Source organism: Tardiphaga alba (assembly GCF_018279705.1).
Classification (GTDB): domain Bacteria; phylum Pseudomonadota; class Alphaproteobacteria; order Rhizobiales; family Xanthobacteraceae; genus Tardiphaga; species Tardiphaga alba.
Genome location: NZ_CP036498.1, coordinates 1,052,071 through 1,076,157, shown reverse-complemented (window position 1 = coordinate 1,076,157; position 24,087 = coordinate 1,052,071). Strand labels below are relative to the sequence as shown.

Below are 24,087 nucleotides of genomic sequence, written 5' to 3'. Positions count from 1 at the left end.
TTCATGTGATTGGACGCCCAGCGGTAACGCGCAAGTGTGCGGAAGGTCTGGAGGTGATGGGGCGGTGACGTGAGGAGAATGCGGCGATGATGTGGGATATTAGTCGAATGCCACGGCTTTGCCTCGCTGAACGTCCTTTTGATAATCTCTAACGAGCTTCCCCGTCCACTCTTCTACGCTTTTGGGACTCTTCAGATCGGCCTTGTAGTCGAAGCTCTCGCCGACCTCCGCTACTTCATAGTTCAAGTCAACGATCAGCCCTTTAAGCAGCTCATCAACCTTACCATAGAAAGCAATCATCTCCTTAGATCCCCAAAACTTCTTTGGGTTCGCTACGATCGCACGATCTTTGTTTGCTTCATCAACAATCACCGAAATGACGTGCAGAAGAAAGTAACGAGTAAGGCCATAGTTCGCAAAAGGCACATTCTTAATTCCAGGCAAACTCGCCTCAACCAGGTCCAATATCTTGCGAAGAAATATAATGCGATAGCAATCTACCTCTCTCCGCCCAAAGATATCGGCGTACTCGTCATCGAATATTCGGTATAGCTGATGACACGAATACGGCTCGTGCAAATCGAATGCGAGCAACATTCTTCCTGCTAGATCATTCGCGATAATCGTTGTACCCGAAGGCAGATTTTCTCCCCGTTTGATCTCAAAATAGTAGTTCTCCTTGCTCTGCTCGAACTCCTTTTTGAGACGAAGCATGATGTCATTATTTGAACGTAGATCTCTTGGTTTGATGGCATTCTGGTTGTTGCTGTTAAGTGTGATCTTCTGCGCAAGAGGGGAATCACGCAGAGCGATTACTTTCACAAGCATTCGAAGATCTGACGAAATGGACGATTGATTTTTGTAAAGCGTCGAAAGGCTTTGAGCACCATTCACCACGACGTAATTCTCGATTGTCAGCGCCTGTTCTTTAAGCTGCGCATCAGCACAGAGCAGAATGATGCCATTGTGGAAGAGCGGAAAATATTTGTGCTCAGCCTTGTTCTGGACAGATGTAGCGATCGCCTTGTTTACAGGCGTTCCGCCTAACGAAAAGCGCACATTCTGAGAGAACAGAACTCCGTCAGAGATACCTTGGAGTTTTACAAGCTGAAGCGCCGATATCGGGACAATGTACGCCTTAGCTTCAGTCCCAACCTGATACTCTAGCGGGGAAACATAGCTGACGTCGAAAGTAAACCTACCCGCTATGCCACCCTCTTTATCTATATCGATCGTTTCGCTAGCAATTCTCTGGCGATCATAAACAACTATGGATTTGTTGATTTTGAGATAGTCAAGAGCAGCTTGATCTAAGAGCTCATTAGTTACAAAAATGCCGAACACTTCGTAGCCGACTTCGACCAAACCTCTCAGGTCCGTCTTAGCAATCAGACGCTTCAACAACGTGTTCAAATCACCCTGCATTAGAGCGTCGATTGACTCTGGCTTTTGAAACTGCGTCAGCGAGCCTGCTAGATTTTTAAGAGACACATCGCCAACCGTCCCGTTCGCCTTCTGTCTTATCTTAGACTGGAATAGGTGGATCTGCTGTTCGTTGTGATCGATGTATATGCCATCGATGCCTTTGTCGTTTTGCTCATCACAGATTGCATCCGCTGCTGCGACGTCATCGAGGCGATATACGTTTTCAAGAAACCAGTTCAAAAATGCAGGCGACTCCGAGCGTCCTTTCGCCTCGTAACTGGCGATCAGCTGCTTCAGATTGCCGTATTCGAGATCCTTCGTTTCCATACTTCACTCCCGAGACACGCACTTGGAGCCCGCACAGCTCAAAGCCAGACTTTCTGATCTTATACTGGCATATCGCGGTCGGTATCATGAGACATTTGTTGCCGATGGGAATACGAAACCAGCTCCAACCCATTGCCCTATTGACGAGCAAAGCAACTCTGACTATATTCCTCTCCATCCTTCTCGCGAGGGGCGCTTCTCGAGGGCGTCTTGAGAGTGGAGGAGGATGCGGTGCCCGCGGCCTTGCTTCGCAAGCAGGACTCGGGAGGCCGGGGGCCACCGTCACTCCCTACTACGGGGGAGAGCCGATAGTTCGGCTGCGACGGCACTGGCGAACGGCGGAGAAATCCGTCGGGATCAGCGTCTGCGGAAGCCTGCTGCCATAGGCCGGGCGGAAGCGATGCGCCGGTGTGCGACAGAACGGTCCTTCAGCCAAAAATCCCGCGATGGCGCGCCGAGAGGCGTTGCGCGATGTGTGGAAGCCGCAAGGCCGACATCATCGCGAGGACTACCCGACTTGCGCTTGTTGGCGCGCCATCCCCCTCATGTCAGGGGAACACCGGGAAGTCCACTTCGCGCCCAAGCGCGTCACGGACGGCGCGTGGGCAAATGAATCCACGCTTGAACCAGCACATGATTCAGCACCAACTCACTTGGGATGCTCGACCTTGTCCAGCGGCGCACGGAAGGTGGCGCGGAAACCCGATGCGTCGTAGCTCTTGCTGACATTCGCCGATCCGGCAATGCCGAGATCGATCAGGCGCGTGCCCAGTCCCTTGCGCGTCGGCGCGGTCACGATCGGTCCGCCCTGCTCGCGCCAGTCGAACACCAGCTCGCCCTTCTCCGTCGTCCACGACACCGCGACATGGCCGCTGCTGTTGCCGAGCGCGCCATATTTCACCGCATTGGTGGCGAGCTCGTGCAGCAGCATCGAGAATGACAGTGCGGCCTTGGGATCGAGGCGAATGTCGGGTCCGTCCAGCCTGACGCGTATGCGCTCTGTATGGGCTTCGAGCACGCCGGCAATCACATCGCGCAGACGCGCGGAGGTCCAGTCCTGCTGCTGCAGGACGTGATGCGCGCGGCTCAGCGCATCGAGACGGCGCTCGAAGGCATCGACGATGTCGCGCTCGGTGACGCCGCGCAGCGTCTGCGTCGCGATCGCCTGCACCAGCGCCATCGCATTGTTCATGCGGTGGCCGAGTTCGGCATTGATCAGCTTCATCTGCTGGTCGGCGGCGCGGCGTGCGGTGATGTCGGAGAACAGGATAGCGACCTGATGCAGATCGGGCGCGCCAATGCGAAAGGCGTGGACCTCATACCAGCGACTGCCGAGCTGCTCGGCAAACTGCTCGAAGCGCGCCGGCTGGCCGGTCAGCGCAACCTTGCCATAGAGATCGAACCAGTGCTGCTCATGCGCCGGTGCGATCTCGCGCATCCATTTGCCGGCGGCATCGTGCAGGCCGGTATGGTCGGTGAAAGCCGGATTGACCTCGACGAATTTGTAGTCGGTCGGCATGCCCGCGGCATCAAAAGCCAGTTCGATCACGCAGAAGCCGGCATCGAGGGAATTGAACAGGGTCTGGTAACGCGTCACCGCATCGCGGGATTCTGCGGCGGATGGCGGCGCGGTATCACGGTCGCGCGTTTTGGCGTAAGCGCGGACCAGATCGCGGCGCAGTTCGAATTGCGTCATCACCTGTCGCGCCAGTGCTTCCAGCGCATCCAGCTGTTCGGGCCTGAGGCCGCCCGGTCGCGGTTCGGTATCGACGACGCAGACGGTGCCGATGGCGACGCCTTCGGCAGCGATCAGTGGCGCGCCGGCATAGAAGCGCAGATGCGGCTCGCCGGTGACATGCGGATTGTCCTTCGTGCGCGCATCTTGCGTGAGATCGGCGATGTTCAGCGTCTCCGGCACCGCAAGCGCATGCGCGCAGACCGATGTCTCGATCCCGCTCTCGCAGATATCGAGGCCGGAGGCCGCCTTGAACCATTGCCGCTCGGCATCGACCAGCGAGATCAGCGCCATCGGCGCGCCGCAGATCTGGCGGGCGAGCATGACGATATCGTCGAATTCCGGCTCGGGGCCGGTGTCGAGCATCGCATAGCTCTGCAACACCGACAGGCGCTGCGGATCGTTGACCGCGGCCGGTGGCTTGCTGCTGGGCGCTGCTTTGCGTGTCACGCTGACGGGTCTTTCCTCGCGCGCAGGTCCCCGTTGCGCGTCGTCGCATTTCATCCAATTCCGCGTACGGGATCAATCACGTCGTTTGCACGTCGTTTGGCGCGGAGGCCAGTGCGGTCAGTAGGTAACGCGTGAGATGGAACTTCGTTTCCGATGCGTTAATCTTCGCTTTACGGCACCTTAAACCGCGCCCGATACGCTCCCGGTAACGGAGCGTGGTGTTTGCGTATGGCGTGGGGCAAGAAAAAAGGCGGTGGACGCAAGGAGCCGACATTCGGCATCTCGGCGGCATTGTCCGATCTACGACTCTCTGCCGACGATCGCGTGCCCGGCGGCGGCGATGAGCCGCGGCCGAAAAAGGCGCCGAAGCGCGAGCCCACTGAGAAGCCCCGCAAGGGACGCACGTCCAGCAAGGCGCGCAGCAAGAGCCGCGGCGGCTTTGGCCGCAGCCTCAAGCGGATGTTCTACTGGACCGCGGTGCTCGGCCTGTGGGCCGCGATCCTGATCGGCGGCGCGATCGTCTATGTCGGCGCGCATCTGCCGCCGATTCAATCACTGGAAATTCCGAAGCGTCCGCCCACGATCCAGATCGTCGGCATGGACGGCACGGTGCTGACCACCCGCGGCGAACAGGCCGGCGACAATGTCGCGCTGAAGGATCTGCCGCCCTATCTGCCGAAGGCCTTCATCGCCATCGAGGATCGTCGCTTCTATTCGCATTGGGGCGTCGATCCCATCGGCATCGCCCGCGCGGCGGCGACCAACCTGATGCATCGCGGCGTGTCGCAGGGCGGCTCGACGCTGACCCAGCAGCTCGCCAAGAACCTGTTCCTGACCCAGGAACGCACCATGCAGCGCAAGCTGCAGGAGGTGGAGCTCGCTTTCTGGCTGGAACGCAAGCACTCCAAGAACCAGATCCTCGAACTCTACCTCAACCGCGTCTATTTCGGCTCGGGCGCCTATGGCGTCGAAGCCGCCGCGCAAAAATATTTCGGCAAGAGCGCGAAGAACGTCACCGTCGCCGAAGCCGCGATGCTGGCCGGCCTCGTGAAGTCGCCGTCGCGCCTTGCACCCAACCGCAATCCGGAAGGCGCGGAAGCGCGTGCGAAGATCGTGCTCGCGGCGATGCAGGACGCAGAGTTCATCACCGCGGCGCAGGCCAAGGCCTCGACGGGCGCGCCGCAATACAATGTGAAACCGGTCGGCGCCGGCACGGTGAATTATGTCGCCGACTGGATCGGCGAAGTGCTGGACGACCTCGTCGGCCAGATCGACGAGAGCATCATTGTCGAGACCACCATCGATCCCAAGCTGCAGAGCTTTGCCGAGGGCGCCATCATCGACGAACTCGCCGCCAAGAGCGTCAAGTTCAACGTGACCCAGGGCGCACTGGTGGCGATGACGCCGTCAGGCGCCGTGCGCGCCATGGTCGGCGGCCGCAACTATGCGGAAAGCCAGTTCAACCGCGCCGTCACCGCCAAGCGGCAGCCGGGATCGAGCTTCAAGCCGTTCGTCTATCTCACCGCCATCGAGTCCGGCATGACGCCGGAAACGATCCGCCAGGACGCCCCGCTGGATATCAAGGGCTGGCGGCCGGAGAACTACACCCACGAATATTTCGGCTCGGTCACGCTGACCCAGGCGCTGTCGATGTCGCTGAACACGGTGGCCGTCAGGCTCGGCCTGGAGGTCAGCCCGGCCAGCGTGGTGCGCACCGCGCATCGCATGGGCATCTCGTCGAAGCTGGAAGCCAATGCGTCCATCGCCCTCGGCACGTCGGAAGTGTCGATGATGGAGCTGGTCGGCGCCTATGCCCCTTCGCCAATGGCGGCTATGCGGCTGCACCCTATGTGGTGACCAAGATCCGCACCGTCGAAGGCAAGAAGACGCTCTATGCCCGCCGCAACGAGACGCCGAGCGCGGTCATCGATGCCCGCGCCGTCGCCGCCATGAACACGATGATGCAGCAGACCATCCTTTCCGGCAGCGCCAAAAAGGCGGAGCTGCCGGGCTGGTATGCCGCCGGCAAGACCGGCACCAGCCAGGATTTCCGCGACGCCTGGTTCATCGGCTACACCTCGCAGCTGATCACCGGCGTCTGGCTCGGCAATGACGACAATTCACCGACGAAGAAAGCCACCGGCGGCGGTTTGCCTGTCGATATCTGGTCGCGCTTCATGAAGGTCGCCCATCAGGGTCTCACGCCTGAGCCGGTGCCCGGTCTTGCTCCGTCGAGTGCCTTCAGCAATAATCCGATCGGTCAGGCGCTGTCGCAGTTCCTGCCGGGGACGAGTGGAAGCCAGCAGCCGCAGCCGCTGCAACCTGATCGAAGTCCGCCCGAGCGCGGTTATGTCCCCAGCGCCCCCGTCTATAATGGCTACCGACCCCAGCCCAACGACGCGCCCCCGACCCAGGCCGCCTACCCCGCCCCGCGCCACCAGCAGCAACGCCAGCAAAACGTCCGCCCGGAATCGGGAAGCGGCATCGATGGATGGTTGTCGGAGCGGTTGTTCGGGAGATGATCTCTGACTGTCATCACCCGCCCTGCGCGCAATTGCGCGCTTGGAGCGGGTGATCCAGTACACTCAGATGGCAGTGGTGATCCATGAAGCCAGTGTCTACTGGGTCACCCGGTCAAGCCGGGTGACGACACAGAAAGCGGAGTAAGCCTCTACTCGCTCACCCCGAACCGGTGCAGGTCGTTGCCATGCGTATCGAGCCACTTCTTCGCGCGCTCGGTGGCCGGACAGATCTTCCCCACCAGCCGCCAGAATTTTGGCGAGTGGTTCATCTCCACCAGATGCCCGACTTCATGGGCGGCGAGATAGTCCAGCACGAAGGCCGGCGCCAGGATCAGACGCCAGGAGAATGACAGCGAACCTTCGGTGGTGCACGACCCCCACCGGCTCGACTGGTCGCGGATCTGGATGCGCTTCACCTTTACGCCAAGCTGCGCCGCATATTTGGTCGACGCCTTGGCAAGGTCAGCCTTCGCTTCACGCTTGAGGAAATCGTGGACACGTCGATCGATGTGCTCGACATCGCCGGCAACACAGATGATCTTCTCGCCGCTATCGCGAACCTCGGTCCACACGGTTCCGCGACCGGAACGGTGAACGATCTTATGATCCACGCCGCGAAGAGGAACGACAGTGCCGTGCTGAAACGGCGCGGCCTTCGGCAAACGACCAAGACGTGCGGCAATCCACGCACCGTGACGCTGTGCGAAGTCTTTCGCATCCACCAAAGTGCCGCGCGGCGGCATGGTCAGAATGGCTTCGCGATCGCTTGGATGAATCCGGAGTGTATATCTCGTCGCGCGGCGGTGCCTGCGCAGGCGAATGGCAAACATTTGCGTGCCATGCTTGACCGCAATGGTGTCTGGTTCCGTAGGACGGCGATAGAGTAGTGCGCGAAAGGCCATGTCAGGAGTTCCGGTCGTCAAGAGATCGACCGGAGACTGCCATAACCGCCGCCAGGAAAAGGGCTCGGCGCAAAAACAAATCATTTGCCCAAGATACGGGGTCTCGGGCTGATTTGTCCCCTACGGAATGTAGCTGGAAACACGAATCCCGATTCAAAAATACGGCCAAGAACCGAGTTTAGGATTGAATCGCGCACCACCCCTTCGGGATAGGTGAAAAATCCGGTTTACCGCTAATTTTTCAAGGGTTTAACCGAATTGAGATGCAACCGGACAAGCGTCGAAAGTCCGATTCAAACGCTGCTTTCGCATCGTCGCGCGATCATGCGCGACGATGCGAAAATGAATCACTCGGCAGCAGCATGACGACGCGCATGTGTAGCGCTCGCATGGAAGTCGCAGATGCGCGGCACGATCTCCGACTTGAAACGCGAGCCGTTGAACACGCCGTAATGTCCAACACCGGGCTGCACGTAATGCACACGACGATCATCGGGGATCGATGAGCAGAGTGTATGCGTCGCTTCGGTCTGGCCGAGACCCGAGATGTCGTCATTCTCGCCTTCGACCGTCATCAGCGCAACGTTGACGACCTTGGAGGGATCAACAGGCTTGCCGCGATGGACCATCTCGCCTTTCGGCAATGCGTGCTTCACGAACACGGTATCGACGGTCTGCAGGTAATACTCGGCAGTCAGGTCCATCACCGCGAGATATTCGTCATAGAAATCGCGATGCTTGTCGACGAGATCGCCGTCGCCCTTCACCAGATTCTCGAACAGCTTCTTGTGCGCGTCCATGTGGCGATCGAGATTCATGCTGATGAAGCCGTTCAGCTGCAGGAAGCCCGGATAGACGTCGCGCATCACGCCCGGATGCGGGAATGGCACCTTGGTGATGACATTGTTGCGGAACCAGTCGATACCCTTCTCGCCAGCGAGATTGTTCACCGCGGTCGGATTCTTCCGCGTATCGATCGGGCCGCCCATCAGCGTCATCGATGTCGGCACATAGGGATCGTTCTCAGCTTCCATCACCGAGACGGCAGCCAGAACTGGCACGGCTGGCTGGCACACCGCGAGCACATGGACATTGCCACCGAGCACGTGGAACATCTCGATGACGTAGTCGATATAGTCTTCCAAATCGAAACGGCCGGCCGCGAGCGGCACCTGACGCGCATCGGACCAGTCGGTGATGTAGACCTCATGGGTCGGCAGGAAGGCTTCCACTGTGCCACGCAGCAGCGTCGCATAATGGCCGGACATCGGCGCCACGATCAGCACGCGCGGCTGTGGCGCGCGCAGCGGGCGCGGATGCTTGCGATCGAAATAGAGCAGACGACAGAACGGCTTCTCCCACACCGACCGAATCTCGACCGGCGTGCGAACGCCGTTCACTTCGGTATCGTGGAGGCCCCATTCCGGCTTCCCGTAACGGCGCGTGGTGCGCTCGAACAATTCGCAGCCGGCGGTGATCTGCTTGGCGAATTCGGTCTGCGCAAACGGATTGAGCGGATTCTGCAGCATCATCCGCGTGGCGTCGGACATCGCGCGAGCCGGGCTCAGCGATGCGTAGGCCATCTCATACATCCAGTACATCGGCGTGGTCAGCGCCGGGCTCGTCTCCGACGGCAGAGCGGGCGGCCGGCCAAATTCACCTATCGGCATCTGTCCTCACATCCATAGCGCGTGTTGCAGCGCACTATAGTGGAGATTGACTTAGAATGCGTCAATGCGCCTGTCCCTCAGGCAGGGCTGGAACAAGGTAAAATCAGCCCTTTTCCTATGGGCAAATGGTCGAATTGGGCTGTGGCGGCCAGCCCGACACGCTCATTCGCCGCCTGAGATCAGCGATCCCGCGCGTTTCGCGCTGTTCAACAGCAGCAGGAATGACGCAAACGACACCACGAACAGCACCGCATTGATCGCCAGCGCGCCGAGCATCAGGTCGCCGCGAAACACCTGATCGAACAACAGCGCCCGCATGCCCTCGAATACATAAGTCGGCGGCAGACACCACGCGATCGGCTGCAGCCAGGCCGGCAACACCGACACCGGATAATAAACGCAGACCAGCGGCATCAATCCAAACATCAGTGTCCACACGATGCTCTCGGCACCGAGCCCGTTGCGCAGCACCAGACCGGATACAAAGATGCCCAGCGACCAGCTGGTGAAGATCAAATTGCAGAAGAACACGATCAGCGGCAGGCCGAAATTCAGCAGATTGAAGTGAAAGAACACCGCCGCGAGGATGACCATCGGGATGATGCCGATGGCGAGCCTGATCAGGCTCATGATCATCAGCGCCGTCAGGTATTCGATGGGCTTCAGCGGGCTCATCATCAGATTGCCGAGGTTCCGCGCCCACATCTCTTCCAGGAACGAGATAGAGAAACCGAGCTGGCCGCGAAACAGGATGTCCCACAGGATGACAGCGCCGATCAGCGTGCCGCCCGCCTGCGCGAAGAAGCCGGCATTCTGCGAGATATAGCTCTGCAGAAAGCCCCAGGTGATGATCTGCAGCGCCGGCCAGTAGATCAGCTCCAGCATCCGCGGCCATGACGAGCGCAACAGATACCAATAGCGCAGCACCATCGCATTGATGCGATGCATGGCAAGGCCGCGCATCTGCTCAACGAGGTTCATTGCGCCGCCTCCCGGTCGCGGCCACGCGCGACATCGAGGAACACGTCTTCCAGCGTGGTGCGATTGTAGCGCTGAAGAATGCCGGCCGGGCTGTCGTCGTCCTCGACGCGCCCCTTCTTCATGATGATGACGCGATCACACAGCCGCTCCACTTCCAGCATATTGTGCGAGGCGAGCAGGATCGTTGCATTGTGGCTGCGGCAGTATGCTTCGAGATGGCCGCGGATCCAGTCCGCGGTATCGGGATCGAGCGAGGCGGTCGGCTCGTCGAGCAACAGCAATTCGGGCTCGTTGATCAGCGCTTTTGCCAAGGCCACCCGCGTCTTTTGTCCCGCCGAGAGCTTGCCGCTGGCGCGGTCGAGAAAATCCGTGAGATCGAGATCGGACGCCAGCTGCGCAATGCGCTCGCGCAGGTTCCGCACCGCATAGAGCTTGCCGAACACGGTGAGGTTCTGCCGAACCGTAAGGCGCATCGGCATATCGACATAGGGGCTCTCGAAATTCATCCGGCCGAGAACATCAGCAGCCCGCTCCGGCATTGCATGGCCGAGCACCGAGACCTTGCCGGAAGTCGGCAGCACCAATCCCATGATCATGGCGATGGTCGTGGTCTTGCCGGCGCCATTGCCGCCGAGCAATCCAGTAATGCTGCCGCGTGCGATGGAGAACGAGATGTCGTCCACCGCACGATTGGTTTTGTAGACCTTGACCAGATGCGCGACGGCGATCGCAGCCGGAACGTCCGGACTGCGCAGCGGGTGATTGCTTTGCTTGATGTCATCGGCGGTCATTGCCGCCGTTCCTTGCGGCATCATGGCTGCGATGGCAAGCCGCAGCGCTTCAAGCGGTCGCATCGCAAGCGTTTGTGGTCGCTTCAGCGAACCGCTAAAGTGCTGATATGACCGACGTTTCCGCTTCCGACTTTCGCCATCCGCGCCGCTATGTGCGGCTCGATACGATCCTGCGCCTGCGCTGGCTTGCCGCCCTCGGGCAGCTCGCCGCCATTTTCGTGGTGGTGCAGGGCCTCGAATATGACATGGCGATCATCCCCTGCGTGACGATCATCGGCCTGTCGGCGGCGCTGAACCTGGTTTTGCAGACGCTGTTCAATCCGGTGCATCGCCTGGAGGCAATCAGCGCCGCCGGACTGCTGGCGCTCAATATCATCGAGCTGGCTGCCCTGCTCTATTTCACCGGCGGCCTGCAGAACCCGTTCTCGTTCCTGTTTCTCGCGCCGGTGCTGATCTCAGCCACCGCGCTGCCGACCAATTACACCATCGGCCTTGGCGTGCTTGCGGCCACCTGTACGACGGTGCTCGCCTTCTTCCATCTGCCGCTGCCATGGGATTCGACCGATCCCCTCGTCTTGCCGCAGATCTATCTGCTCGGCGTCTGGTTCTCGATCATGACCGCCATCGGCGTGACCAGCCTCTATGCGTTCCAGGTCACCGAGGAGGCGCGAAAACTCTCCGACGCCCTCGCCGCCACCGAACTGGTGCTGACGCGCGAACAACATCTGACCCAGATTGACGGCCTCGCCGCCGCCGCGGCTCATGAATTAGGAACGCCGCTGGCGACCATCTTCCTGATCTCGCGCGAACTGGTGAAGAATGTCGACAAGAACCCGGAGCTCGCCGGCGACCTGCGCACCATGGCGGAACAGGCACAGCGCTGCCGCGAGATCCTCTCAAAAATCACCCAGCTGAATTCCAGCGGCGCCCCGTTCGACCGCATGCGCATCTCGCAGCTGATCGAGGAATCCGTGTCGCCGCATCGCGACTTCGGTGTGTCCATCAAGGTGCGGATCGCAGTCTCCAATGCGCCCGAGCCGGTGGGCATGCGCAATCCCGCGATCCTTTATGGCGTCGGCAACATTCTGGAAAACGCCGTCGATTTCGCCCGCGAACAGGTGGAAGTGAATGCGTGGTGGAATGCCGACGCGATCGTGCTGTCGATCTCCGACGACGGCCCGGGCATTCCGCCGGATCTCTTGAAGCGCATCGGCGAGCCCTACCTCTCGCGCCGCCGCAACACCGAAGACGGCCCGCGCCGCGGCCTCGGCCTCGGCGTCTTCATCGCCCGCACGCTGCTCGAGCGCACCGGCGCCAAGGTGACCTTCAGCAACCGCGTCTTCCCCGACCATGGCGCCGTGGTGCAAATCGCCTGGCCCCGCGATGCGTTCGAAACCGCCGGGCAGTTGGCGGAGTTGGATTGATCTCAGTCGTCATTGCGAGGAGCCGAAGGCGACGAAGCAATCCAGTCTTTCTTCGTGTGGCTCTGGATTGCTTCGCTGCGCTCGCAATGACGCGCTTTAAATCGCCGGATCGGGGAACGCCTCGGCCTGCTTCAACGCGCGGCGCTTGGCGAAACCGGCAATCATCAGCACCGCGAGGCCGAGCACCACCGGTGGGAAAACCACGGCATTGACGGCGTTCCAGCCGTAATGCGCCAGCAACTGGCCGGACGAGAACGAACCGACCGCCATCAGGCCGAAGACGAGGAAATCGTTGAAGGCCTGCACCTTGTTGCGCTCCTGCGGCCGATGGGTTTCCAGCACCAACGCCGACGCGCCGACGAAGCCGAAATTCCAGCCGACGCCGAGCACCACAAGCCCGACCCAGAAATGAATCGCGGTGACGCCCGACATGCCGATGATCGCGGCCAGCGCTTCGAGGATGAGACCGACGGCCACGACCTTCGGCGCACCGAAGCGCGTGATCAGCGCGCCGGTGAAGAAGCTCGGCCCATACATGGCAACCACGTGCCATTGAATGCCGAAATTGGAATCGCTGAGGCTGAGGCCGCACAGTTTCATGGCCAGCGGCGCCGAGGTCATCACCAGATTCATCATCGAATAGGAGACAACCCCGCAAATTGCGGCGGCGACGAAACGCGGCTGCTTGATGATCTCCACCAGCGGTCGCCCGCCATGCATATCCGCTGGCGCCGGTTTTGGCGCATCCACGGTGGACAGCAATGCCATTGCGATCAACGCCACCACCGCCTGCGCGAGGAAGCTGAACGAGAACAGGTGGGGCGACCAGATATCCATGGTCCACTGCACGAGCTGCGGCCCGAGCACGCCGGCAAAAACGCCGCCTGCCATGACCCATGATACGGCCTTGGGCCGATAGGCCGGGCTTGCACCATCCGCCGCCGCAAACCGATAGGACTGCGCGACCGCGCCATAGAAGCCGCCAAAAAGCGTGGCGACGCAGAACAGCGTGAAGGACGCCTGCAGAATTGCAATGGCGCCGAGCAGGCCGCATAGCGCGCCAGCTCCGCTGCCGATGATGAATGCAAGCCGGCGGCCATAGCGCCGCGAGATGATGCCGACCGGCAACGTCGCCGCAGCGAGACCGACCACATACATCGACAGCGGCACCGTCGCGAGCGACGCGGTTGGCGCCAGCGTCGCGCCGACAATGGCACCGGTGGCGAAGATCACCGCCGAATTGGCGCCGCCCAGCGCCTGCGCGGCCGCAAGCCGCCACACTGTGGCACGCGCACGCGCATCGTCGAAACTCTCTGGGGTCGTCGGTTCGCTCATGGGGATTCCGCCCGGATATCGGCCAGGTTCGCCCCAAGCCGTTGTTCTGACATGACTATGCGGGTGTGCCTGCGACAGTTCAACACACGCTGGCGCAGCCGCGCTATGCGGCCGCGCGCTTGAATATGAGAATGAGATTATTGGCCGGCATCTCCACAACCTCGCTCAGCTGGAGACCAACGCCTTCAGCCACCTTTTCCAGCGCCTCGACATCGCGTACCCCCCATTCCGGGTTGCCATTGCGCAGGCTGGTGTCAAACGTCGCGTTGCTGACCGCCGTATGCTTCCCGCCACGCTTGAACGGACCATAGATAAAGAGCTTTCCATCCGGCCGCAGATACCGCGCCGCGCCTGAGATAAGCCCCTCCGCGACCGTCCATGGCGCGATGTGGACGACATTGGCGCAGAACACAGCCAGCAGCGGGCCCGGGCCGTTGCCATTTGTCATGTCCGGGCACCAGGCGGGATCGGTCAGATCGATCCGCAAGGGCGAGCGGACATTCGCGCGCTTTGTATGCGCGCGCCACGCCTCGATGCTCTTCAGATGCGCATCGTTGAGGTCGCTCGGCCACCAGGTGATGCCGGGCGTATGCTCGGCGAAGTACTGCACGTGCTGGCCCGTGCCGCTGCCGACCTCCACAACATCGCCGCCCTGTTGCTGCAAGGATGCCGCAAGAACAGTCCAGATCGCTACATGATTTCGGTGAAACGCCGCAGCATCCAGACGGCCGTCGGGCTCGATCCGCCCGCCATCCTTGCCGAACTCGACCACATATTCCGCCATATGAATCTCCGTCGCGCAGCATTAGGCCGGGCAGCGAGCCAGAGCAATTCGGACAGCAGAAAACATTCGCTCAAATCCGCTTGAGTGGGGTATTATTCCCCCATTCGTCGACTACATGGAATATTCGACCAAGACTACGGTGAGCGACATGATCTTCCGACAGCTCTTCGACAGCGTATCGGGCACCTACAGCTATCTCCTGGCCAGCCGCCACGGCGGCGAGGCATTGATCCTCGATCCCGTGCTGGAAAAGGTCGATCGCTATTGCCAGTTGCTGCGCGAACTCGATCTCCGGCTGGTGAAAGCCGTCGATACGCATCTTCATGCCGACCATGTCACCGGCCTCGCCGAGCTGCGCGAGCGCACGCAATGCGTCACCGTGATGGGCGACCAGAGCAAGGCCGATGTGGTCGCGATGCGCGTGAGCGACGGCGACAAGGTGATGATCGAAGGCGTCTCGCTCGACGTGATGTACACGCCCGGCCACACCGACGACTCCTACAGCTTCATGATGAAGGATCGCGTCTTCACCGGCGACACGCTTCTCATCCGCGGCACCGGCCGCACCGATTTCCAAAACGGCAGCGCGCGGGCACAATACGACTCGCTGTTCAATCGCCTGCTGAAACTGCCGGACGAGACCATGGTGTTTCCGGCACATGACTACAAAGGCGATACGGTCTCCACCATCGGCGAGGAAAAGCGGTTCAATCCGCGGCTGCAGGTGAACTCGGTCGATGAATATATCGAGCTGATGGGCAAGCTGAATCTGCCGAACCCGAAGCTGATGGACGTGGTGATCCCCGCCAATATGAAAGTGGGCCTCAAGCCGGACGAACTGGTGAAACAGGGTCTAGCACTGTCACCGCAGGAGGCCATCGCGCATCTCGGCGATCCCGATATGTTGCTGGTGGATCTCCGCGAAAGCGGCGAGCGAGCGAAATTCGGCACGCTGTCCGGCGCGCTGCATGCGCCCTATCCCTCCATCGCCGACAGCCTCAAGCCCGGTGGCATGCTCCGCGAAGTCGCCAGCGCCTCGCGGCGGCGTCTCGTATTCTTCTGCGCTTATGGCGAGCGCTCGGCAATGGCGGTGAATGCCGCCAAGGATGCCGGCATTGCGCATGCCGCACATCTCGATGGCGGCATCGATGCATGGAAGAAGGCTGGCGGGCCGGTGCTGGCGGCGTAGTTACGACGCCTCGCCGACCCGCACCTCGATGTCATCATAGCCCTTGATGCGATAGATGGCGACCGAGACGAGCCAGCTGACAACGAAGATCGCGACGATGAGATAGCCCATCGCGCCGAGATTTTCGTTGAGCCCCTCGATGGCCTCCCAAAAGCTGCCGGACAGATCCAGCTTGCGGCCGATCAAGCCGAGTGCCTCGATGCCGCCGATCACCAGCGCCACGATCACCGACACCGCCGTTATCATCATGTTGTAATAGAGCTTGCGAATGGGCTTCACGAAAGCCCAGCCATAGGCGCGCACCATCAGGATCGAATCCGTCGCATCCACCAGCGACATGCCAGCGGTGAACAACGCCGGAAAGATCAGGATAGACAGCATCGACATCCCCTCGGCGCTCTGCGAGGCCGCGATGCCGAGCAGCGCGATCTCACTGGCGGTGTCGAAGCCGAGGCCAAACAGGATGCCGAGCGGATACATGTGCCAGCTCCTGGTGATCACCCCGAACAAGCGCCGCAGCGCACGGCCGATGATGCCACGCTGGGCCAGCACAGCATTGAGATCCTCCTCGATGAAACGCTCGCCGCGTTTCACTGACCGGAACACGCGATAAACGGCCGCGAGGATGAAAAGATTGGCGATACCGACCACCAGCAGGAAGAAGGCTGAGACGCCCGTGCCGATCAGCCCGCCAACCTCCTTGAAATTGTCGAACCGTTCCTGCAGCGCCGACACCGCCAGCGCCACGAAGATCGAGGCCACGATCACCACGGTGGAATGGCCGAGCGAGAAGAACATACCGACCGAGATCGGTCGCTTCCCCGCCTGCATCAATTTGCGCGTGATATTGTCGATGGCCGCGATGTGATCGGCATCGAAGGCGTGGCGCAGACCGAATGTGTAGGCCAGAACGGCGGTTCCGAGCAGGACCGGCTGATCGCGGAACGCAACGAGCGCCCAGATCCAGGCCAGCACATTGGCCGGGATGAGAATGACATAGATGGCGATGATGCGGCCGCGCAGATTGTCGGCGCCATCGTTGAAAAGCGTGAGGAGCATGGAAGGAAACGGCCTGATTGACGCCTCGATTGTCTCAGACCGATCGCTGCGGCGCAACCGCGTCGATTTCGCATTAAATCGCGCGCATGTGCCTCAGAAATGGCCCAACGGCATGATCCCCTGTTGGCTGAATGAATGCGGGCCTCTATATAGCCGCGCAACGATCGCGCGGCGCTTGCCTTGACGCCATCCTCGTGATGCCCGCAGCGCTGACACCTGAACCAGAAAAAATCCAGAACAAAGCTGAATTGATGTCCGCAGACGATAACAAATCCACCAAAGCCGAGCGCGATGCCGCCGAAAAGGCCGTGCTCGACAATATGGCGCGCCTGAAAGCGCTGCGCCTCGCCCGCGAGGCCTCCATGCCTCAGGCCGCTCCGAAAAAGAAGGTTGCGGCCAAGTCTGGCCGCAGTGCGACCGGAAAGACGTCATCCGGGAAGAGTTCGGCCAGCAAGCCGGCCGAGAAGTCAGTGGCGCTGGCCGCGTGGCTGGCCGAGCAGCGCAAGGGCGGTTTCCGGACCTGACACGGGGAATTCCCCATAGTGGCGAAATCTGCTTCAATCGCCCGCATAACGCGAATGCAGGGAAGCCGGATGAATCCGCGAAAGGGGCGCGAGCCACCGAAGACGACCGACAAGACGGCGCCGATACCTGATGTCGATGACGAAGACGACGGTGATATCGCCACGCCGAAGCACGACCGCGACTATGAAGCAGAGGCGTTCGAAAAGCGCGACACCGAGAAATGAAAATGGCGCGCTGTTGCCAGCGCGCCATTTTGCATGAAGGTCCTTGGTCGCTCACGCCGCCTTCAGCCCGACTTCCGGTAAGGTCGGGCGCGTGCGCAGCGCCTTTGCCATCATCGCTTCGACCTCCGCTTTCTCATGCGGCAACAAGGCGAGACGCGGCGGGCGCGTCAGCGCGGTGCCGCGGCCCATGATGTTCTCGCAGAGCTTGATGCACTGGACGAGATCCGGCCGCGCATCAAGATGCAACAGCGGCATGAACCATTCATAGATCTTCATCGCCTCGGCATAACGCCCGGCCTTGGCCAGGCGGAACAGCGTCTCGCCTTCCCGCGGGAATGCATTGGACATGCCGGACACCCAACCGACAGCGCCCATGGCGACGCTCTCGACGATCACGTCATCGAGGCCTGCGAACAGCACGAAGCGATCGCCCACCATGTTGCGGGTGTCGATGAAGCGGCGGGTATCGCCCGAGGAGTCCTTGAAGCACACCACCGTCTCGACATCGGCCAACGTCGCCAGAATGTCCGGCGTGACGTCGTTCTTGTAGATCGGCGGGTTGTTGTAGAGCATGACCGGAAGGTCCGTCGCCGTCGCCACGGCGCGGAAATGTGCGGCGGTCTCATGCGGCTTGGAGGAATAGACCAGCGCCGGCATCACCATCACGCCATCAATGCCCACGCGCGCGGCTTCCTTGGCGGTCTCCACGGCGAACGCCGTGGTGAATTCGGCAATGCCGCACAGCACCGGCACGCGGCCCTTGGCGACCGACTTGGCCGCTTCCATGATCGCGATCTTTTCCTTGCGCTCGAGTGAAGTGTTTTCGCCGACCGAACCGCAGATAATGAGGCCAGACACGCCATCGCGAATCAGGCCATCCATCACCTTGGCGGTCGCATCGATATCGAGAGAGAGATCGTCGTGAAACTGGGTGGTAACGGCAGGGAAGACACCTTCCCAGGAAATGCGGGGACTCATGATGAAACTCCGTGTGATGCCGGCGCGCGATGCACGCCGGCTGATGAAGATTGAAACGCTGACACCTCTCCCCATCGGGAGAGGTATCGGCGCGCCTTCTCGTGATTTGAGTTCTTGGACACGCCGCTACAGCGTCGCACCGACCTTGCGCAGCTCGGCCAGCACCGGCGCCTTTGGCAGCCAGAGCTTGTCGAATTCCGCGATGACGGCTTCGGTATCCTTGGCAGCGACCTGACGCACCGGCACCGAGGTGCCCTTGAAATTCTCGATCAGCGCCGGCTCGCCGGCGGCGAGTTCGTCGATCTGCGCGTCGAGGGTCGATTTCACGGCCTTGGTGATCAGCTCTTTGTCCGCAGCCGGCAGCGACTGCCAGACGCGCCCGGACACCACAGCTGCCATCGGCATAAAGACGGCATTCATCTGCAGGATCGACTTCGACACCTTGTCGAAGCGCTGGTTCCACGAGAATTCGAGATCGGCTTCGAGGCCATCGACCTGGCCGTTCGACATGGCATCGAACACCTGCGGCGTCGGGATGGGCGTGGGCGCAGCCCCCAGCGACGAATAGAAATCGCGATAGACTGGTGTCGGATTGATGCGCAGCTTCATGCCCTTGATGTCGTCGAGCGTCTTGAGATCGCGCACCGAGAACACGGCGCGCATGCCGGTGATGCCCCAGCCGAGACCAATCGTGCCGGTCTCCTGCGGCAGCACGTCGAACAGTTTCACCGCCACCGGATGGCGCACGAATTTTGCCACCGACGGCGTCGAGCGCACGATATAGGGCGCGTTGATCGCAGCGATATGCGGCACGCGTGAGCCGAGTTCGGCAGCTTGAATGAAGCCCATATCAAGCGCGCCGGTCTGCAGCTGCTGCATCATAGCAGCTTCATTGCCGAGCTGGCCGGAATGAAACACCGTCATGGTGAGACGGCCCTTGGTTTCTTCCTTCAGCTTGTCTGCCAGCTTCAGCGCGGCCTTGTTCCAGGAATGGCCGTTCGGCGTGATCAGGCCGAGGCGCATTTCCTTGGCCTGTGCGAGCGACAGCGAGGGCGCGAAGACCGAAGCTGCGGCCGATGCTGCGAGGAAGCGACGACGTGAGATAGTCATGACGAGAGCTCCTAGAGTGTGCGTTACTTGATGAGAGCGAGAGACAGATACGGAAACAGCGACAGCAGGATCAGGAGGACGCAGGAGATAAAGAAGAACGGCAGCGTCACCATGAACATCTTGCCGGGCTTGGCCCCGGTGACGGCTGCAGCGACGAAGAAACAGAGCCCGACCGGCGGCGACAGCAGGCCGAGCACGAGATTGATGACCACCACCACGCCGAACTGGCGGGGATCGATGTGATAGATTTCGGTGGCGATGGGCAGCAGAATCGGCACCGTCATGATCAGGCCGGGAACGCCATCGATCACCGTACCGATGACCAGCAGGATGACGTTACACAGCAGCATGAAGCTGATCGGATCTTTGGCGACGGTCTGTATCCAGGCGGCGGTCTCCTGCGGCACCTTGCCGAAGATCAGCACCCAAGAGAAAACGGCGGCAGCGGCGACGAGGAACAGCACGATCGCCGAATAGATCCCGAACGCAGCATCATCTGCGGCAGCTGCGACCACCGGAATTCTTTCGTCCAGTAGCGACCGACCAGTGCGGCTGCGACAGCGCCGACCGCGGCGGACTCGGTGGCATTGGCGAGGCCGGTGAGGATCGAGCCAACGATGACGATGGGGATCAGCAACGTCGGGCAAGTGCGCAGGATAGTCATCACGCGCTGCTTCGGCGTCTGATATTCAGCGCGCGGATAGTTGTAAACATAGCCCATCACGGCGATGACGAGGCAGAACATCACCGTAAGGATCACGCCGGGAACGATGCCGGCGATCAGCATGTCGCTGACCGAGACCTGCGCCAGCACGCTGTAGACGACAAACATCACCGAGGGCGGAATGATCGGGCCGAGCATGCCGCCGTAAGCCGTGAGACCGGCAGCGAAGGTCTTGTCGTAACCTTTCTTCTCCATCTCCGGCACCATGATCTGCGCCATGATGGCGACCTGGGCGGTGGCCGAGCCGAGGATCGAGGAGATGAACATATTGGCGAGGACGTTCACATAAGCGAGGCCGCCGCGCAGCGAGCCGATAAAGGCCATGGCCATATCGACGATGCGCTGGGTGATGCCGCCGCCATTCATGATCTCGCCGATCAGGATAAACAGCGGGATCGCGATCAGGCCGTAGCTGTCGACGCCGCCAAACAATTGCAGCGGATAGGACTGGAACAGCACGGGATTGCCGGACGCGATGATGTAGACGAAGCCGGCGAGACAGAGGCAGAGGCCGATCGGCACGCCGACCAGCATGATGATCATGAAAGCGGCGGAGGTGATCATCTCAGTTTACCCCGTCCAGTTCGGAAAGCTGGAAGCCTTTCGGCGCCACGCGCGGGACGAGATCGAGATCCTCGAGCAGATTGGCTGTCCCGTGGATGGTCATCGACACCGCGAAAATCGGCAGCGTGAGATACAGCACCCAGGTCGGCCAGTTCAGCGTCTGGGTGCGCTCAGTGTAGAGGAAGTTGAAGGTCTGACCGGCAAATTTCTTGGCATCGAAGCCCGCGCTCGCGATGCCGACCGGGTCCATCCACAACACACAGGTGATCATCAGGCTGACGCCGAACACGATCACCATGCCGGTGGCGATGATCTTGAACAGCCGCTGTTTCGAAGCGGATAGCCGCTCGGTCATCATGGTGACCGCGAAATCGAGCCGCAGCCGCGTCATCGCGGAGGCGCCGATGAAGGTCAGCCACACCACCGAATAGACCGCGGATTCGTCGATCCAGTAGATCGGGATATTTGAATAGCGGGTGACGACATTCACCAGGATCAGCGCCGTCAGCAGATACATGAAGCCCATGATCGCGAGCCGCTCAAAGGCGAGCAGACCGCGCGAGGCCGCCATCACCACGTGGCGGAACCCAACCTCCCGAGTCGACGACATCGTCTGATCACTCATGAATGCTCCCCCGCATGTCACAAAAGTGAGGTGATTTTTCAGATCGTATAATTTATACATTTTGCGAGTCAAACGAATGTCTGCACAAATGCACGGCTTGGAGCATTTTTGTGCAGCAGCGAAGAGACCAGCGGGCCAGCAGGCCTGTCGGGCAAAAAGGCTAGATATATCAATGAGCGCACCGCTGAAGCACCGCACGCTTTCGGCCATGATCACGGACCAGCTCCGGCAGGCGATCCTCGACGGGACCTATCCGGCCGGTGCGCAGCTCCGTCAGGACGCGCTCGGCGAGGCCTATGGGGTGAGCCGGATTCCGGTCCGCGAAGCGCTGTTCCAGCTCGAGGCCGAAGGGCTGGTGCGGATCGTGCCGCAGAAGGGCGCCATCGTCTCGGAGCTCTCCCTCGACGAGATCAACGACGTCTTCGATCTGCGCGTGCTGCTGGAGCCGCGAATGCTGGCGGAGTCGGCACCGCATTTTTCCGCCGATGACTTCGCAGCGCTGGAGCGCATCCAGAACCGCTTCGAGGCCGCGATCGCGGATGGCAATCGCAGCGAATGGGGGCAAATCAACGCCGAATTTCACATGGCGATGTATGTGAATGCGCGGCAGCCGCGCACGCAAGCGATCGTCACAGCGCTGCTACAGACCAGCGACCGCTATACGCGGATGCAGCTTTCCAACTCGGAAGCGATGGGCATTGCGGAGAAGGAGCATGCGCAACTGATTGCGATGTGCCGCGAGGGTCGCATTGAAGAAGCCGCAGGCTTCCTCAAGCAGCATATCGAAGCCGTGCGCAGCGATCTCTTGCGCGTGGTCGGCCGAACCATTCAGGAGAATAGCGCGGCCTGACTATCAGTCGTCATTGCGAGCGCAGCGAAGCAATCCAGAAAGCCAAGAACTGGATTGCTTCGTCGCTGCGCTCCTCGCAATGACGGGTTAAGCTAATTCCTGCTCGACCAGAGCCGCGAAATAGCTGGCGCCGATCGGCAGCAGGTCGTCGTTGAAATCGTAGCCGGGATTGTGCACGGGCACGCCGCCCTTGTCCGCGCCACGCTGGCCGAACAGTAGATACGCGCCGCGGTTCTTTTCCAGCATGAAGGCAAAGTCTTCGCCGGCAAGGATCGGATTGCCTTCGCGCTGAACGTCGGTGACGCCAGGCACCGCGGCTGCCGCCTGTGCAGCGCGTGCGGCTTCATCGGCGGTGTTGATGGTCGGCGGATAAGCGCGTTTGTAATCCAGCTCGGCGCTGCCGCCATAGGCTTCCGCCGTCGACTTCACGGTGCGCTTGAATAGCTCTTCGACGCGGTCGCGCACCTCCGGCTTCAGCGTGCGCACCGAGCCGCGCAGCTCCACCGTTTCCGGGATCACGATATTCGACGTACCGCCATGGATCTGGCCGATGGAGATGATCGCCGATTCCAGCGCATCGATCTGGCGCGACGGGATCGCGTTCAGCGCATTGATCACCTGCGCCGCCATCGCCACCGTATCGATGCCCTGCTGTGGATGTGCACCATGGGCAGAGCGGCCGCGTAGCGTCAGCGTGAAGTAATCGATGGCCGCAAGCGCCGTGCCAGTCAGCGCCTTCACGGTACCGAGCGGCATGTCCGGGCTGTTATGGATGCCGTAGATGGAATCGCAGGGGAAGCGCTCGAACAGCCCGTCATCCATCATCGCCTTGGCGCCGGCGAGACCTTCCTCGGCCGGCTGGAAGATCAGATGCACGGTGCCGGAGAAATTACGCGTCTCGGCGAGATATTTGGCAGCGCCAAGCAGCATTGTGGTGTGGCCGTCATGACCGCAGGCATGCATGCGGCCGGGATTTTGCGAGCGATGCGCGAAATCATTGCCCTCATCCATCGGCAGCGCGTCCATATCGGCGCGCAGGCCGATGGCGCGGTTGCTGCCGGCGGCCTGATGGCGGCCACGGATCACGCCGACAAGGCCGGTCTTGCCAAAGCCGCGATGCACCTCGATGCCCCATTCCGCCAGGCGCTTCGCCACGATCTCGCTGGTGCGCTCTTCCTCAAAACCGATTTCCGGATGGGCATGAAAATCCCGGCGCCATTCGGTCATTTCGGGATGGAGTTGATCAAGACGTTCGCGAGGGGTCATGAATGCTCTCGGGGTCGGAGATGGGCCTGCAAATTTCTAACCCATCGGATACACTCACCACAATCAACCGCATGGCGAGCGCCACTTTGGGGAAGCACGTGTTCTCGCAGATCAAACATTGGGCACGCACGATCAAGACGGATGCACATGCAGTCTATCTTGCTGCGAGAGACCCCCGAATTCCATGGTTCGCGAAAATTCTGGCTATCGCGGTCGCTGCCTATGCACTGTCGCCGATCGACCTTATCCCCGATTTCATCCCGGTACTCGGCTATCTCGACGATCTCATCATCGTTCCCGCTGGGATTTGGCTGGTGGTGGCACTCGTCCCGGCCGATGTGATGGACGAATATCGCGCCAAGGCACGCGAAGCTGCCGGGCGCCCGACCAGCCGGGCAGGCATGATCGCCATCATTTTGCTCTGGATCGCGAGCGCGTCACTCCTCGGCTGGATCGGCTATCGCTATTGGACGAGAGGCCCAGCCTGACTCTGACTGATCAAAACCTGACCTTTACGTCCTCACAGAAAGCACACGGCTTGGCCGGGCTGACAGACCTTGGGTCGGTCAACTCAGCGCTGCCCTTCGCATCGAAGCTTATCGATGTCCGTCTGCATGCAAACCTTCA

Annotated in this window: 19 protein-coding genes and 2 pseudogenes; 7 read left to right on the top strand and 14 right to left on the bottom strand. The window is 60.8% G+C overall.

Going from position 1 to position 24,087, the window contains the following annotated elements; all coding sequences use genetic code 11:
- Positions 1 to 99: 99 nt before the first annotated feature.
- Together RPMA_RS05070 and RPMA_RS05065 are read right to left on the bottom strand one after the other, a co-directional pair.
- On the bottom strand, positions 100 to 1,752 hold the full coding sequence (locus RPMA_RS05070) for an AIPR family protein (RefSeq protein WP_211911813.1): 1,653 nt from the start codon (positions 1,750 to 1,752) through the stop codon (positions 100 to 102).
- A 649-nt stretch (positions 1,753 to 2,401) separates the two neighbouring features.
- Positions 2,402 to 3,937 carry a sensor histidine kinase gene (locus RPMA_RS05065; protein WP_211911812.1) on the bottom strand — a complete coding sequence of 512 codons (1,536 nt, stop codon included), beginning with the start codon at positions 3,935 to 3,937 and terminating at the stop codon, positions 2,402 to 2,404.
- Between the two features lie 228 nt (positions 3,938 to 4,165).
- On the opposite strand from RPMA_RS05065, the pseudogene RPMA_RS05060 reads away from it, so the two are divergent.
- Positions 4,166 to 6,459 (top strand): annotated as a pseudogene (locus tag RPMA_RS05060) (PBP1A family penicillin-binding protein).
- Positions 6,460 to 6,608: 149 nt separating this feature from the next.
- On the opposite strand, the gene RPMA_RS05055 reads toward RPMA_RS05060, so the two are convergent.
- The 4 genes from RPMA_RS05055 to RPMA_RS05040 all read right to left on the bottom strand — a co-directional run bounded on the left by RPMA_RS05055 (position 6,609) and on the right by RPMA_RS05040 (position 10,803).
- Positions 6,609 to 7,445 carry a M48 family metallopeptidase gene (locus tag RPMA_RS05055; protein ID WP_211911811.1) on the bottom strand — a complete coding sequence of 279 codons (837 nt, stop codon included), beginning with the start codon at positions 7,443 to 7,445 and terminating at the stop codon, positions 6,609 to 6,611.
- A 263-nt stretch (positions 7,446 to 7,708) separates the two neighbouring features.
- Complete coding sequence (locus RPMA_RS05050) at positions 7,709 to 9,031, bottom strand: polyhydroxyalkanoate depolymerase (RefSeq protein WP_211911810.1); 1,323 nt, start codon at positions 9,029 to 9,031, stop codon at positions 7,709 to 7,711.
- Positions 9,032 to 9,193: 162 nt separating this feature from the next.
- A complete protein-coding gene (locus RPMA_RS05045; protein ID WP_211911809.1) occupies positions 9,194 to 10,012 on the bottom strand; it encodes an ABC transporter permease in 819 nt (272 codons plus the stop codon).
- Positions 10,009 to 10,803, bottom strand: a complete 795-nt coding sequence (locus RPMA_RS05040) for an ABC transporter ATP-binding protein (protein ID WP_211911808.1) — start codon at positions 10,801 to 10,803, stop codon at positions 10,009 to 10,011. The genes RPMA_RS05045 and RPMA_RS05040 overlap by 4 nt, the downstream gene beginning before the upstream one ends.
- 107 nt (positions 10,804 to 10,910) lie before the next feature.
- Here RPMA_RS05040 and RPMA_RS05035 point away from each other — a divergent pair, with 107 nt between their 5' ends.
- A complete protein-coding gene (locus RPMA_RS05035) occupies positions 10,911 to 12,227 on the top strand; it encodes an ActS/PrrB/RegB family redox-sensitive histidine kinase (protein WP_211911807.1) in 1,317 nt (438 codons plus the stop codon).
- A 96-nt stretch (positions 12,228 to 12,323) separates the two neighbouring features.
- Here the strand turns inward: RPMA_RS05035 and RPMA_RS05030 are convergent, their stop codons facing one another.
- Both RPMA_RS05030 and RPMA_RS05025 read right to left on the bottom strand, forming a co-directional pair.
- Positions 12,324 to 13,562: an MFS transporter gene (locus RPMA_RS05030; RefSeq protein ID WP_211911806.1), complete on the bottom strand. Its 1,239-nt coding sequence runs from the start codon at positions 13,560 to 13,562 to the stop codon at positions 12,324 to 12,326.
- A 103-nt stretch (positions 13,563 to 13,665) separates the two neighbouring features.
- Positions 13,666 to 14,346: a DUF938 domain-containing protein gene (locus RPMA_RS05025; protein WP_211911805.1), complete on the bottom strand. Its 681-nt coding sequence runs from the start codon at positions 14,344 to 14,346 to the stop codon at positions 13,666 to 13,668.
- A gap of 148 nt (positions 14,347 to 14,494) precedes the next feature.
- Between RPMA_RS05025 and RPMA_RS05020 the strand changes: the two genes are divergently transcribed.
- Positions 14,495 to 15,535, top strand: coding sequence for an MBL fold metallo-hydrolase (locus RPMA_RS05020; protein WP_211911804.1), 1,041 nt, complete (start codon positions 14,495 to 14,497; stop codon positions 15,533 to 15,535).
- On the opposite strand, the gene RPMA_RS05015 is transcribed toward RPMA_RS05020, so the two are convergent.
- Positions 15,536 to 16,594: a HoxN/HupN/NixA family nickel/cobalt transporter gene (locus RPMA_RS05015; protein ID WP_211911803.1), complete on the bottom strand. Its 1,059-nt coding sequence runs from the start codon at positions 16,592 to 16,594 to the stop codon at positions 15,536 to 15,538. It lies immediately after the preceding gene.
- 251 nt (positions 16,595 to 16,845) lie between these two features.
- Between RPMA_RS05015 and RPMA_RS05010 the strand changes: the two genes are divergently transcribed.
- Together RPMA_RS05010 and RPMA_RS05005 are read left to right on the top strand one after the other, a co-directional pair.
- The gene (locus RPMA_RS05010) at positions 16,846 to 17,118 is read left to right on the top strand and encodes a hypothetical protein (protein WP_211911802.1); all 273 of its coding nucleotides are present in this window, start codon (positions 16,846 to 16,848) and stop codon (positions 17,116 to 17,118) included.
- 69 nt (positions 17,119 to 17,187) lie between these two features.
- Complete coding sequence (locus RPMA_RS05005) at positions 17,188 to 17,343, top strand: hypothetical protein (RefSeq protein ID WP_211911801.1); 156 nt, start codon at positions 17,188 to 17,190, stop codon at positions 17,341 to 17,343.
- A 51-nt stretch (positions 17,344 to 17,394) separates the two neighbouring features.
- On the opposite strand, the gene RPMA_RS05000 is transcribed toward RPMA_RS05005, so the two are convergent.
- The 4 genes and pseudogenes from RPMA_RS05000 to RPMA_RS04985 form a co-directional block, all read right to left on the bottom strand.
- Positions 17,395 to 18,321 (bottom strand): dihydrodipicolinate synthase family protein, encoded by a 927-nt coding sequence (locus tag RPMA_RS05000; protein ID WP_211911800.1) that lies wholly within the window; start codon positions 18,319 to 18,321, stop codon positions 17,395 to 17,397.
- A gap of 126 nt (positions 18,322 to 18,447) precedes the next feature.
- Positions 18,448 to 19,431 carry a TRAP transporter substrate-binding protein gene (locus RPMA_RS04995; RefSeq protein ID WP_211911799.1) on the bottom strand — a complete coding sequence of 328 codons (984 nt, stop codon included), beginning with the start codon at positions 19,429 to 19,431 and terminating at the stop codon, positions 18,448 to 18,450.
- 23 nt (positions 19,432 to 19,454) lie between these two features.
- Positions 19,455 to 20,719, bottom strand: a pseudogene (locus RPMA_RS04990) (TRAP transporter large permease).
- 1 nt (position 20,720) lies between these two features.
- A complete protein-coding gene (locus tag RPMA_RS04985) occupies positions 20,721 to 21,344 on the bottom strand; it encodes a TRAP transporter small permease (protein ID WP_211911798.1) in 624 nt (207 codons plus the stop codon).
- A gap of 172 nt (positions 21,345 to 21,516) precedes the next feature.
- Here RPMA_RS04985 and RPMA_RS04980 point away from each other — a divergent pair, with 172 nt between their 5' ends.
- Positions 21,517 to 22,194, top strand: coding sequence for a GntR family transcriptional regulator (locus RPMA_RS04980; RefSeq protein WP_211911797.1), 678 nt, complete (start codon positions 21,517 to 21,519; stop codon positions 22,192 to 22,194).
- An 87-nt stretch (positions 22,195 to 22,281) separates the two neighbouring features.
- On the opposite strand, the gene RPMA_RS04975 is transcribed toward RPMA_RS04980, so the two are convergent.
- Positions 22,282 to 23,460 carry a M20 aminoacylase family protein gene (locus RPMA_RS04975; RefSeq protein ID WP_211911796.1) on the bottom strand — a complete coding sequence of 393 codons (1,179 nt, stop codon included), beginning with the start codon at positions 23,458 to 23,460 and terminating at the stop codon, positions 22,282 to 22,284.
- A gap of 71 nt (positions 23,461 to 23,531) precedes the next feature.
- On the opposite strand from RPMA_RS04975, the gene RPMA_RS04970 reads away from it, so the two are divergent.
- Entirely contained in the window at positions 23,532 to 23,948 is a 417-nt protein-coding gene (locus RPMA_RS04970; RefSeq protein WP_249225555.1) for a YkvA family protein, read from the top strand.
- Positions 23,949 to 24,087: the final 139 nt, after the last annotated feature.

Bases quoted from the DNA above. Each gene is read 5' to 3' on its own strand.
- RPMA_RS05000 (WP_211911800.1), bottom strand. From the start codon at position 18,321: ATGAGTCCCCGCATTTCCTGGGAAGGTGTCTTCCCTGCCGTTACCACC.
- RPMA_RS04995 (WP_211911799.1), bottom strand. From the start codon at position 19,431: ATGACTATCTCACGTCGTCGCTTCCTCGCAGCATCGGCCGCAGCTTCG.
- RPMA_RS05010 (WP_211911802.1), top strand. From the start codon at position 16,846: ATGTCCGCAGACGATAACAAATCCACCAAAGCCGAGCGCGATGCCGCC.
- RPMA_RS05015 (WP_211911803.1), bottom strand. From the start codon at position 16,594: ATGCTCCTCACGCTTTTCAACGATGGCGCCGACAATCTGCGCGGCCGC.
- RPMA_RS04985 (WP_211911798.1), bottom strand. From the start codon at position 21,344: ATGAGTGATCAGACGATGTCGTCGACTCGGGAGGTTGGGTTCCGCCAC.
- RPMA_RS05020 (WP_211911804.1), top strand. From the start codon at position 14,495: ATGATCTTCCGACAGCTCTTCGACAGCGTATCGGGCACCTACAGCTAT.
- RPMA_RS05025 (WP_211911805.1), bottom strand. From the start codon at position 14,346: ATGGCGGAATATGTGGTCGAGTTCGGCAAGGATGGCGGGCGGATCGAG.
- RPMA_RS05030 (WP_211911806.1), bottom strand. From the start codon at position 13,562: ATGAGCGAACCGACGACCCCAGAGAGTTTCGACGATGCGCGTGCGCGT.
- RPMA_RS05070 (WP_211911813.1), bottom strand. From the start codon at position 1,752: ATGGAAACGAAGGATCTCGAATACGGCAATCTGAAGCAGCTGATCGCC.
- RPMA_RS04975 (WP_211911796.1), bottom strand. From the start codon at position 23,460: ATGACCCCTCGCGAACGTCTTGATCAACTCCATCCCGAAATGACCGAA.
- RPMA_RS05040 (WP_211911808.1), bottom strand. From the start codon at position 10,803: ATGACCGCCGATGACATCAAGCAAAGCAATCACCCGCTGCGCAGTCCG.
- RPMA_RS05035 (WP_211911807.1), top strand. From the start codon at position 10,911: ATGACCGACGTTTCCGCTTCCGACTTTCGCCATCCGCGCCGCTATGTG.
- RPMA_RS05055 (WP_211911811.1), bottom strand. From the start codon at position 7,445: ATGATTTGTTTTTGCGCCGAGCCCTTTTCCTGGCGGCGGTTATGGCAG.
- RPMA_RS05050 (WP_211911810.1), bottom strand. From the start codon at position 9,031: ATGCCGATAGGTGAATTTGGCCGGCCGCCCGCTCTGCCGTCGGAGACG.
- RPMA_RS04970 (WP_249225555.1), top strand. From the start codon at position 23,532: ATGGCGAGCGCCACTTTGGGGAAGCACGTGTTCTCGCAGATCAAACAT.
- RPMA_RS05005 (WP_211911801.1), top strand. From the start codon at position 17,188: ATGAATCCGCGAAAGGGGCGCGAGCCACCGAAGACGACCGACAAGACG.
- RPMA_RS04980 (WP_211911797.1), top strand. From the start codon at position 21,517: ATGAGCGCACCGCTGAAGCACCGCACGCTTTCGGCCATGATCACGGAC.
- RPMA_RS05045 (WP_211911809.1), bottom strand. From the start codon at position 10,012: ATGAACCTCGTTGAGCAGATGCGCGGCCTTGCCATGCATCGCATCAAT.